Source organism: Spirillospora sp. NPDC046719 (genome assembly GCF_040645715.1).
Classification (GTDB): domain Bacteria; phylum Actinomycetota; class Actinomycetes; order Streptosporangiales; family Streptosporangiaceae; genus Spirillospora.
The window spans coordinates 1-10840 of record NZ_JBEYYT010000209.1 but is presented as its reverse complement, the minus strand read 5'-3'; the positions used below and the strand labels follow the sequence as shown (position 1 = coordinate 10840).

General features: G+C 72.6%; 10 protein-coding genes and 1 pseudogene. 7 read left to right on the top strand and 4 right to left on the bottom strand.

The annotated features are described in order from the left end of the window. Window positions 1-145: 145 nt before the first annotated feature. Window positions 146-844: a transcriptional repressor LexA gene (lexA, locus tag ABZ914_RS29900; protein ID WP_387029585.1), complete on the bottom strand. Its 699-nt coding sequence runs from the start codon at window positions 842-844 to the stop codon at window positions 146-148. A gap of 175 nt (window positions 845-1019) precedes the next feature. Here lexA and ABZ914_RS29895 point away from each other — a divergent pair, with 175 nt between their 5' ends. The 3 genes from ABZ914_RS29895 to ABZ914_RS29885 all read left to right on the top strand — a co-directional run bounded on the left by ABZ914_RS29895 (window position 1020) and on the right by ABZ914_RS29885 (window position 5014). Then, window positions 1020-1352 carry a LysM peptidoglycan-binding domain-containing protein gene (locus tag ABZ914_RS29895; protein WP_500197258.1) on the top strand — a complete coding sequence of 111 codons (333 nt, stop codon included), beginning with the start codon at window positions 1020-1022 and terminating at the stop codon, window positions 1350-1352. Between the two features lie 248 nt (window positions 1353-1600). Next, window positions 1601-2074 carry a transcriptional regulator NrdR gene (nrdR, locus tag ABZ914_RS29890; protein WP_151592730.1) on the top strand — a complete coding sequence of 158 codons (474 nt, stop codon included), beginning with the start codon at window positions 1601-1603 and terminating at the stop codon, window positions 2072-2074. Window positions 2075-2194: 120 nt separating this feature from the next. Beyond that, complete coding sequence (locus tag ABZ914_RS29885) at window positions 2195-5014, top strand: vitamin B12-dependent ribonucleotide reductase (protein ID WP_500197256.1); 2820 nt, start codon at window positions 2195-2197, stop codon at window positions 5012-5014. A 125-nt stretch (window positions 5015-5139) separates the two neighbouring features. Here the strand turns inward: ABZ914_RS29885 and ABZ914_RS29880 are convergent, their stop codons facing one another. Both ABZ914_RS29880 and ABZ914_RS29875 read right to left on the bottom strand, forming a co-directional pair. Beyond that, window positions 5140-6459, bottom strand: a complete 1320-nt coding sequence (locus ABZ914_RS29880) for a cation:proton antiporter (RefSeq protein WP_500197254.1) — start codon at window positions 6457-6459, stop codon at window positions 5140-5142. 196 nt (window positions 6460-6655) lie between these two features. Then, window positions 6656-7144, bottom strand: a complete 489-nt coding sequence (locus tag ABZ914_RS29875; protein ID WP_500197253.1) for a MarR family winged helix-turn-helix transcriptional regulator — start codon at window positions 7142-7144, stop codon at window positions 6656-6658. Window positions 7145-7225: 81 nt separating this feature from the next. On the opposite strand from ABZ914_RS29875, the gene ABZ914_RS29870 reads away from it, so the two are divergent. Then, window positions 7226-7936, top strand: a complete 711-nt coding sequence (locus tag ABZ914_RS29870; RefSeq protein ID WP_500197252.1) for a hypothetical protein — start codon at window positions 7226-7228, stop codon at window positions 7934-7936. A gap of 83 nt (window positions 7937-8019) precedes the next feature. Here the strand turns inward: ABZ914_RS29870 and ABZ914_RS29865 are convergent, their stop codons facing one another. Continuing rightward, on the bottom strand, window positions 8020-8382 hold the full coding sequence (locus tag ABZ914_RS29865) for a hypothetical protein (protein WP_500197250.1): 363 nt from the start codon (window positions 8380-8382) through the stop codon (window positions 8020-8022). 298 nt (window positions 8383-8680) lie between these two features. Here ABZ914_RS29865 and ABZ914_RS29860 point away from each other — a divergent pair, with 298 nt between their 5' ends. From ABZ914_RS29860 to ABZ914_RS29850, 3 genes and pseudogenes are all read left to right on the top strand, one after another. Beyond that, window positions 8681-9685, top strand: a complete 1005-nt coding sequence (locus ABZ914_RS29860; protein ID WP_500197248.1) for a Gfo/Idh/MocA family oxidoreductase — start codon at window positions 8681-8683, stop codon at window positions 9683-9685. Further along, on the top strand, window positions 9666-10544 hold the full coding sequence (locus ABZ914_RS29855; RefSeq protein ID WP_500197246.1) for a sugar phosphate isomerase/epimerase family protein: 879 nt from the start codon (window positions 9666-9668) through the stop codon (window positions 10542-10544). Before ABZ914_RS29860 ends, ABZ914_RS29855 begins: the two co-directional genes overlap by 20 nt. Then, window positions 10541-10840: pseudogene (locus tag ABZ914_RS29850) on the top strand (M20/M25/M40 family metallo-hydrolase); the annotation flags it as partial. The gene ABZ914_RS29855 and the pseudogene ABZ914_RS29850, both read left to right, overlap by 4 nt.

Genomic DNA, 10840 nt, shown 5'->3' with positions numbered 1-10840 from the left:
CAAATAAGGTAACAAACCCCCGAACGGCACCCCGACCCCGGGGGCGCCCCCTTCGGGCGGCGGGGGGGAACCCCCCCCGGCCCCGCCTCTCAGCGTCGCCACCGCGCCCTCACGGGGCCGCGTGCGCCCCTGTGGGGGCGCCGCGCTACATCTTGCGCAGGACCGCCACCACGCGGCCGAGCACGGACGCCTCGTCGCCGGGGATCGGCTCGTAGGCGGAGTTCTGCGGCATCAGCCAGATGTGGCCGTCCTTGCGCTTGAACGTCTTCACCGTCGCCTCGCCGTCGATCATGGCGGCGACGATGTCGCCCTGCTCGGCGACCGGCTGCTGGCGGACCACGACCCAGTCACCGTCCGCGATCGCCGCCTCGATCATCGAGTCGCCGGTGACCTTCAGCAGGAAGTGGGTGCCCTCGCCGACGAGCTGCTTGGGCAGCGTGAAGACGTCCTCCACGGCCTCCTCGGCCAGGATCGGGCCACCGGCGGCGATCCGGCCGACGAGCGGGACGTAGGCCGGCGCGGGCCGCGTCGCGGTCTGCTGGCCGCCCACCGCCTCGTAGGAGTCGGGCTCGGTGCGGACCGGCGTCGCGCCGGGGACCCGCACCTCGACCGCGCGCGGGCGGTTCGGGTCGCGCCGCAGGTACCCCTTGCGCTGCAGGGCCCGGAGCTGGTGCGACACGCTGGAGGTGCTGGTCAGGCCGACCGCCTCGCCGATCTCGCGCATCGAGGGCGGGTACCCCCGGCGCTGGACGGAGTCGCGGATCACCTCCAGCACCATGCGCTGCCGCTGGGTCAGGCCCGTCTCGTCCATGGGCCCGTCGGGCAGCTCCCGGACCTTGCTCATCGCTCGTCGCCTCCCGGGCGCCTCGATCCGTCACTCCTTGTCATGAACGCTATCGCGTCCGGACGAAATGATCAAACAATTGTTCGAAGATGTGCTCGCGTTTCGCCGGTGTGCTGCGGTACAACATCGTACAGGCGTTCGATCGAAAATTCATTCGAAGTCGAGGAGGGTGGAGATGCCCGATTCGCCGTCCGGTGAACGCGCCCCGCTGCGGCTCACCCGCCGCGGGCGGGCGGTCCTGGTCGCCTTCGCCGCCGCCGTCACGCTCGCCGCCCTCTGGCTGGACGGCGGCACCGGCGCCTTCGCGGGCGGCCGCGCCGACCACCACGGGCGCTCCGGGCGCGTCCGGACCGCCGTCGTCGAGCCCGGCGACACCCTCTGGGGCATCGCCACCGCCGCCGACCCCGGCGCCGACCCCCGCGTCACCGTGCAGCGGATCATCGACCTCAACGGGATGGGCGGCGACCCCACCGTACAGCCGGGCCAGCGGCTCGTCCTGCCCGGCTGACCCCTTCCGGCCCGCCTCCGCGGACGCCTCGCGGCGACACGCCCGGGGCCGGAATCAGATCGTCCGACGTGACCTGGATCTACGCGGCGGATGTGACGCGGGTCTACTCCTGAGGCCTCGGATCAGGTTGCGTAGCCCTGCGCCGAGCCGTACGGTTGACCACAACATCTAGTAGTCACACCGATGTAAGTCACCTATATATGGCGGGTCGTGGGTGTGACTCGTTTCCGTCAGGGGAGGGATAGCGCGTGCACTGCCCGTTCTGTCGCAACCCTGACACCAAAGTGATCGACAGTCGCGCCACCGATGACGGCGGCGCCATTCGGCGCCGCCGCGCGTGTGCGGAATGCGGCAAGCGATTCACCACGCAGGAGAATGTGCTCGTGATGGTGGCCAAGCGCAGCGGGGTCACCGAGCCGTTCTCCCGGGAAAAGATCATCGCCGGGGTGCGCAGGGCCTGCCAGGGCCGCCCGGTGGACGAGGATGCGCTCGCGAAGCTGGGGCAGCGGGTCGAAGAGGCGATCAGATCGTCCGGATCCGCGGAAATCCCCTCGCACGAGGTCGGGCTCGCGATCCTGGGGCCCCTTCGTGAACTCGATGAGGTCGCCTATCTGCGATTCGCCTCGGTCTACCGGAGCTTCGAGTCGCTGGACGACTTCGCCAAGGAGATCGAGGCGCTGCGGAAGGCCGGTTCCTCGGGGGAGCCCGGCCCGCCCCGGTAGGGGCGGTTCCGGAAATACGAGAAAGCACATACTGAAGGCGCCTCCGCACGGGCATGGCCCGGGCGGCGGCGGAGTTGTTCCTGTACAGGGCCCGGCGGGAGGGCCCGGGAGGGGGAAGGCATGACGGAGACGGTCAGCGGCCCGGCACGGCGCGGCAAGGGGGGCCGCAAGGGGCTGAAGGTGGAGCGGATCTTCACCACGCCCGGCGTCCACCCCTACGACGAGCTGCGCTGGGAACGCCGCGACGTCGTCATGACCAACTGGCGCGACGGCTCGGTCAACTTCGAGCAGCGCGGTGTGGAGTTCCCCGACTTCTGGTCGCTGAACGCCGTCAACATCGTCACGTCCAAGTACTTCCGCGGCGCCGTCGGCACCCCGCAGCGCGAGTGGAGCCTCAAGCAGCTCGTCGACCGCGTCGTCGGCGTGTACGTCCGGACCGGCCTGGAGCACGGCTACTTCGCCACCGAGCAGGACGCCGAGGTCTTCGAGCACGAGCTGAAGTACGCGCTCGTCCACCAGATGTTCAGCTTCAACTCGCCGGTCTGGTTCAACGTCGGCACCAAGTCGCCGCAGCAGGTGTCGGCCTGCTTCATCCTGTCCGTGGACGACACGATGGAGTCGATCCTGGACTGGTACAAGGAAGAGGGCGTGATCTTCAAGGGCGGCTCGGGGGCCGGCCTGAACCTGTCGCGCATCCGCTCCAGCAAGGAGCTGCTGTCCTCCGGCGGCACCGCCAGCGGCCCCGTGTCGTTCATGCGCGGCGCCGACGCGTCCGCCGGGACGATCAAGTCGGGCGGCGCCACCCGCCGCGCCGCCAAGATGGTCGTGCTGGACGTCGACCACCCCGACATCGCCGAGTTCATCGAGACCAAGGCGCGCGAGGAGGACAAGATCCGCGCGCTGCGGGACGCCGGGTTCGACATGGACCTCGGCGGCAAGGACATCGGCAGCGTCCAGTACCAGAACGCCAACAACTCCGTCCGGGTCTCCGACGAGTTCATGCACGCCGTCGAGTCCGACGGCGAGTTCGGGCTGCGCGCCCGGATGACCGGCGAGATCGTCGAGAAGGTCAAGGCCAAGGAGCTGTTCCGGCTCATGGCCCAGGCCGCCTGGGAGTGCGCCGACCCCGGCATCCAGTACGACGACACGATCAACGACTGGCACACCAACCCCGAGTCGGGCCGGATCACCGCGTCCAACCCGTGCTCGGAGTACATGTCGCTGGACAACTCGTCCTGCAACCTCGCCAGCATCAACCTGCTGAAGTTCCTCACCGACGAGGGGACCTTCGACGTCGCGAAGTTCGTCAAGCTCACCGAGCTGATCATCACGGCGATGGACATCTCCATCACCTTCGCCGACTTCCCGACCGAGAAGATCGCGCAGACCACCCGCGACTACCGGCAGCTCGGCATCGGCTACGCCAACCTGGGCGCGCTGCTGATGGCGACCGGCCACGCCTACGACTCCGAGGGCGGCCGGTCCCTCGCGGCGGCCATCACCTCGCTGATGACCGGCGTCGCCTACCGCCGCTCCGCCGAGATCGCCGGCGTCGTCGGCCCGTACGAGGGCTACGCCCGCAACGCCGAGGGCCACAAGCGGGTCATGCGCAAGCACGCCGCCGCCAACGACGACATCCGCACGCTCGACGACATGGACAAGGCGATCCACGCCGCCGCCGCCAAGCAGTGGCAGGAGTGCCTGAAGGCGGGCGAGAAGCACGGCTACCGCAACGCGCAGGCGTCGCTGCTGGCCCCGACCGGCACCATCGGCCTGATGATGGACTGCGACACCACCGGCATCGAGCCGGACCTCGCGCTGGTGAAGTTCAAGAAGCTCGTCGGCGGCGGCTCGATGCAGATCGTCAACCAGACGGTGCCGCGCGCCCTGCGCAAGCTCGGCTACCAGCAGGAGCAGATCGAGGCGATCGTCGAGTACATCGGCGAGAACGGCCACGTCGTGGACGCGCCCGGCCTGCGGCCCGAGCACTACGAGGTGTTCGACTGCGCGATGGGCGAGCGGGCGATCAGCCCGATGGGGCACGTCCGGATGATGGCGGCGACGCAGCCGTTCCTGTCCGGGGCGATCTCCAAGACCGTCAACATGCCGGAGCAGGCCACCGTCGAGGACATCGAGAAGGTGTACTTCGAGGGCTGGCGGCTCGGCCTGAAGGCCCTGGCGATCTACCGCGACAACTGCAAGGTCGGCCAGCCGCTGTCGGCCGCCGGCAAGAAGGAGGAGGCCAAGACCGAGGCCGCCCCCGCGGAGGCCGGCGCGGCGGCGACGCGCCCCGTCCGCAAGCGGCTGCCGAAGCAGCGGCCCGCCACCGTCACCCGGTTCTCCGTCGCGGGCGCCGAGGGCTACATGACGGCCTCGTCCTACCCGGACGACGGTCTCGGCGAGGTGTTCCTCAAGCTCGGCAAGCAGGGCTCCACCCTCGCCGGCGTGATGGACGCGTTCTCGATGGCGATCTCCATCAGCCTCCAGTACGGCGTGCCGCTGGAGACCTGGGTGGAGAAGTTCACCAACATGCGGTTCGAGCCCGCCGGGATGACCGACGACCCCGACATCCGCATGGCCACCTCGGTGATGGACTACATCTTCCGCCGCCTGGCGCTGGACCACCTGCCCTACGAGGAGCGCGCGGGCCTCGGCATCTTCACCGCCGAGGAGCGCGCGATGCAGGCCAACGGCGAGGACCCGGCCACCCTCCACGCCGAGGAGGAGATCGAGCACGAGACCCTCGCGCAGTCGGCGGAGATCACCCGTCCGGCGGCCCCGGCGCCCGCGCCCGAGGCGCGCTCGTCGATGGAGGTCATCGAGAGCCGCCAGGGCCGCACCGCCGACGCGCCGCTCTGCCTCACCTGCGGCACGAAGATGCGGCCGGCGGGCAGCTGCTACGTCTGCGAAGGCTGCGGCTCCACCAGCGGCTGCAGCTGATCCGGGGTAAGGCCGCGGGGCACGCGGCGTCCGGCGTCCGGATGCCGTAGGCGCCGGTCACGGGCGGTGGCGGGACGAGTCGTCCTGCCACCGCCCGAACCTGTCGGTGTGGGCGGCCCAGCGGTTCAGCCCGTGGCCCGGACCGGCTGGACGTCGTCGTCCGGGCGGTCTCCGTCGAGGCGCGCCACGAGCCGCAGTTCCTCCTCGGCGGTGCTCTCGATGTGCCGCATCGCCACCCGCAGCAGCCACGGGGCCATGACCGAGGTCACGATCGCGATGAGCACCACCACGGTGTACGCGGCGGTGTTGAGCACGCCGAGCCGGAGCCCGACCATCGCGACGATGACCTCGACGACCCCGCGCGCGTTCATCCCCGCGCCGAGGGCGAGCGCCTCCCAGCGGTTCAGCCGGCTCATCCGGGCGCCGAGGTAGGCCCCGGCGAACTTGCCGAAGACCGCGATGAGCAGCAGCGCCGCCGCCGACGCCAGGACCACCGGGCGGGCGAGGGCGCCGAGGTCGATCCGCAGGCCGGCCGTCGCGAAGTAGACCGGTGCCAGGAACGCCAGGATGAACGTGCGCAGCGGGGCGATCCGCGGCAGGTCGACGGCCCCGCTGGAGCCGATGACGATGCCCGCGACGAAGGCGCCGAAGACCGACTCCAGGCCCATGGCCTGCGTCGCCGCCGCTCCGAGCAGGATCAGCACCGCCGTCCCGGCGATGACCGGCATGGGGTCGGCGTGCCGGGCGAGCGGCCGCAGCGCCAGCCGGGCCAGCGGCCTGCCCGGGAGCGCCGCGAAGAGCACCACGACCAGCAGCCAGCCGGCGGAGCGGGCGATGTTCCCGGTGGTGACGCCGGACGTCGCCATCGCGGAGACCACCGAGAGCATGAACCAGCCGAAGGCGTCGTCGATCGTGCCCGACGCCAGCGTGAGCTGGCCGACGTTGCGGTGCAGCAGGTTCATGTCCGCCAGCGTCTTGGCGATCACGGGGATGGCGCTGACGCACATCGCCACGCCCACGAACAGCGGGAACACCGCGGTGTCGCCGTGGTCGGCGCGCAGCGCGCCCGGCAGCAGCAGACCCGCCGCGATGCCGAGGGCGAACGGGATGACCAGCCCGGTCCCGCTGACCCACAGCGCGGTCCGGCGCTGCCGGCGCAGGAACCGGAAGTCCATCTCGGTCCCGGTGACGCCGACGAGCAGGATGACGCCGACCTGCCCGACGGCGTCCAGCATGTGCGTCGGTTCCGGCCGGTGCGGCAGCAGCCAGGCCGACAGGTCCGGCGCGACGCGCTGGAGGACCGACGGGCCGAGGAGCACGCCCGCGCACAGCTCGCCGACGATCGCCGGCATGCCGAGCCGCCTCGCCAGCAGGCCGAGCAGGAGGGCGAGCAGGCCGAGCGTCCCGACCTGGAGGAGGAGGACCAGCAGGGAATGAGGGGGCATCGGGGGGACGGGCGCCGCGAGCACTCGAGCCTCCAGGGTGCGGGAACCGGGCGGGGACGGTCAGGCGTTCCGCTTGGTCTCGTGCACCCGCCCGTCCTAGCCAGAGGGTAAGGCGGTCCCTTGGACCCGCTCTGGTGAGTCACTGGGGAACCGGTAAACGCCCACGTTCCCGGGCTACTTTTCGTGGCCCGTGGTGTCAGGTGCCGGGCCTGGGGCGCAGGGTGCGGTAGCCGGGGTGGACGTCGGGGCGCAGGCCCTGCTGGTCGGCCACGCGGCGGAGCAGGACGAGGAGCCGGTCGTGCTCCTCGTCCGTGAGGGCCTCGCAGAGCAGCCGCTCGTGCTCCATGCCCGCGCGGGCGAGTTCGGCGAGGAGGGCCTCGCCCTTCCCGGTGAGGTGCAGCGCGTAGACGCGGCGGTCGTTCGGGTTCCGGCGGCGCTCGATGAGCCCGCGCTCCTCCAGTTCGTCGGCGAACGGGACGAACCGGCTCGGCGGCATGCCGAGGTCGTCGGCGAGCTCGCGCTGGCTGCGGCCGGGGCGGGCGGCCAGCAGGCGCAGCAGCCCGGCCTGCGCGGGCGTGAGGTCGAGGCCGGCGATCCGTTCGGCGAACAGCCCGGCCGCGTGCGCCCCGAGCTGGGCCAGCAGGAAGGCGACGCCGGGCCGGGGCATGGGTGCGCTCGCGGTCATGGCGACATCGTAGCCGCTTGACAATCGTTCCATCTTGTAATCATTATCGGATGTATACGGTTTGTCGAGAGGGAGAGATCCATGAACACGAAGACCACGCCGCGGCCCGCGGGGTCCGGCCGCCGCCCGCAGTCCGGTCCGCCGCTGCTGCTGCCCGTCCTCGCCTTCGCCGCGCTGACCGTCGCCTACGTGGCGGCCAACCGGTCCACGCCGCATCCGGACGCCTCCGGCGCCGAGGTGCTGCGGTACGCCCAGGACCACGGGACCGCCGTCAAGGCCGGGACCTTCCTGCTGCTCGGGTCGGCGTTCCCGCTCACGGTCGCCGCCGCCGCGTTCTACCGGCGGCTGCGCGCGCTGGGCATCACGGCGCCCGGTTCGGCGATCACCCTGGCCGGCGGCGTCCTCGCGTCCGGCATGCTCGCGCTCAGCGCCATGTTCGGCTGGGCCGGGGGGAGGCTCCCCGCGGACGCGAGCCCGGCGCTCGCACGGGCGCTGGCCGACCTGTCGTTCCTGTCCGGCGGTCCCGCCTACGCCGCCACGTTCGCCCTGCTCGTCGCGGGCCTGGCGGTGACGGGCCTGCTCGCCGGACTGCTGCCGCGGCCGGTGGCCTGGACGGGGCTGGCGATCGCCCTCGCCGGCATGGTCGGGACGCTGACCCTGGTGGGCTCGGGCTTCGCCTTCCTCGTCCCGGTCGTCCGCTTCGGCGGGCTGCTCTGGCTGATCGCCGCCACCGCGCTGATGCCCCGCACCCGCCACGAGGTGCGGGCGCGGGACGGGGTCGCGGCGCCGTGAACATGCGATTCCCGCGTGCGGCGCGGGATCGCGCCCGGAAACCGGCGGCGGACGAGTCCGCCGCCGGTTTTCCATTGGTGCCGTCAGCCGGTCCGGAAACTGCCGGTCGGGGACACGTGCGCGCCGTAACCGGGGGAAATGAAGGTGAACGGCGGCGGGACGGGGACGGCGCAGAACGGGTCCGAGTAGAACAGCAGCCGGGCGGTGCCGTAGTTGGCGACCACGTGCGCGCCGGGCGGGAAGGATTGGCAGTTCGGCGAGGCCGGATATTCCTTGAGCCGGGTGCCGGCCCAGGAGACCTGCGCGCCCTCGGTGACGAAGACGATGATCTTGCCTTCCGGCGGCGCGGCCCGATCCCGCGCCTCGGCGGCGGAGGCGGCCGAGGCGGCCAGGACCACTGCCGTGAGCGCGGTGGCGGCGGTGGCGATGCGTGAGGGCAGGGGCATACGGCTCCTTACGAGTCGGATGGGGGACGCCGCGATGATGCCCGGGCCGCGCCGCCGCATAACGATGAGCAAGTGCCTTGTCACCGTTCGTGGTCAATATCGACGAACCATTGGCCTCTGACGTGCGGTTTCCTTGTGATCGACATTTTCGGTCACGGATCGTCATTGACCGGTGACGATAGGTCAATTAGCTTGGCTCGCTGTCGGGAAGGCCGCTTCCCCCGGCCGCCCGAACCGCCTCCCGCGTGTGCACTGGAAAGGGCTCTGACCTGCAATGTTGCATACTCTCATCGTCGGGATGGGCAGGGCGGGTCAGGGCCTGCACCTGCCCTCGCTGGCCAAGGTGCGCGCCGCCGCGCCCGGGCTGCTGGCCCGGGGGCCGATCGTCGCCTTCGACCCGCTCCGCCCGCCGGCCGACGTCCCCGGTATGGTGCGGGCCGAGTCGCTGGAGGAGGCGGCCCGGTGCCGCCCGCCCGCGCGGACCGTGGCGCACCTGTGCACGCCGCCGCAGGCCCGCGCCGCGCTGCTGGACCGGCTGGCCCGGCTCGGCTACCGCAAGATCATCGTGGAGAAGCCGCTGGCCGTGGACCTGCCCGGGCTGGCGGAGGTGGCCCGGATCCGGCGCCGCTGGGGGCTGGACGTCACGGTCGCCACGCACTGGATCGACAGCGTCCTCACCCGGCGGCTGCGGGCGGCGGTGGCGTCCGGCGAGTTCGGCGCGCTGCGGCGGATCCGCGTGGTCCAGAACAAGCCGCGGTTCACCCGCAGCATCGCGGCCCGCGACCACCCGACCGCGTTCGACGTCGAGCTGCCGCACGCGCTCGCCGTCGTGCTCAGCCTCGCCGGGGGCGCGCGGATCGTCGACGCGTCCTGGGACGATCTGGTCCTCGAACGCACGCGGGTCCCGCGCCTCGGCCGCGCCCGGCTGCGGCTGGAGCACGCCACGGGCGTCCGCAGCGAGATCGACTCGGACCTGACCTCCCCGGTCCGCGAGCGCAGCATCACCCTGCACTTCGACGAGGCCGTCCTCGTCGGCCACTACCCGTGCAGCGACGCCGACCACACCGCCCAGCTGCGCACCGTCCGCCCCGGGGAGGAGGCGACCCGGACCGTCTTCACCGACGACGCGTTCCCGGCGTTCCTGCGCGGCGCGTACGCCCGCTACGCGCGGCCGGCGACCTCGATGCACCGGACGCTTCCGGTGCAGGTCGACGCGGTGCGGCTGCTCACCGAGGCGAAACGGCTGTGCGCCGGGGCCGGCGGCGTGCGGGAGGGGGTGCGGGGTGCCGGGGCGATCCGCTGAGGGCCCGCCGGACGGCATCCGGCTCGCCGGCATCGGCGACGAGGCCGCGCCCGGCCTCGCGGACCAGATCGGCGCCGTGGCCGAGCTCGGCTGGAACCGGCTGGAGCTGCGCACGATCGGCGGCACGCCCGTCGCGCGGCTGGACGAGCGGGCGTTCCGCCGGGCGGCCGACCGGCTGGCGGCGGCGGGGACGGACGTGGCGGCCGTCGCGTCCAAGATCGGCGACTGGTCGCGGCCGGTCACCGGCGACTTCGCGCTCGACCTCGACGAGCTGGACGTCCTCGCGCGCCGCTGCGCCGTCCTCGGCACCCGGCTGGTGCGGATCATGTCGTACCCGTCCGGCGGCCTGGACGACGCGGAATGGGGCCGCCGCGCCCGCGAGCGGCTGCGCGAGCTGGCCCGCCGCGCCGAGGACCACGGGCTCGTCCTGGCGCACGAGAACTGCGCCGGATGGGCGGGCGACCGCGCCGACCGGATGCTGGACCTGGTCACCGGCATCGGCGGCCCCGCGCTGCGGCTGCTGTTCGACATCGGCAACGGCGTCGCGCACGGGTATCCGCCGCTGCCCGTGCTGCGCGAGATCCTCCCGTACGTGGTGCACGTCCACGTCAAGGACGCGCTGGTCAGGAAGGACGGCGAGGTCGCCTTCGTGCCGCCCGGGACCGGGCAGGCCGAGGTCGCCGAGTGCCTGCGGTCGCTGCTGCGCAGCGGCTACCGCGGGGTCCTGTCGATCGAGCCGCATCTCGCGCTGCGCCCCCACCTCGGCTCCGGCTCGGGCGACCCGGCCGCCTTCGTCGCCTACGGCAGGGCGCTCGAGAGCCTGATCGCCGGGCTCGGCGCCGCCGGAGGCGGGCGGTGACCGCGGCCGGGCTCCCCGCCCCGCTCGGCCCCGGCGACCGCGACCTCCTCCTCCGGCTCCTCCGCCTGCCGACCGCCGGGCCGCTGGAGCCGGACGCGCCGCCGCCGCGGCTGGCCGAGGCCCAGGTCGCCTACCGGCGCCACGCCGCCCGGATCGGGCTGCGGACCGTCCGGCACGCCCCGGCCGGGGGCGCCGCCCGGGTCGGGGGGCCGGGGCCGGCGGGGGGGGGCGCGGGCGCGGCCCCCCCCGCGGTGCGCGGTTTTCAGCCCACCCTACGGCTCCGCCGCCGGCCGGGC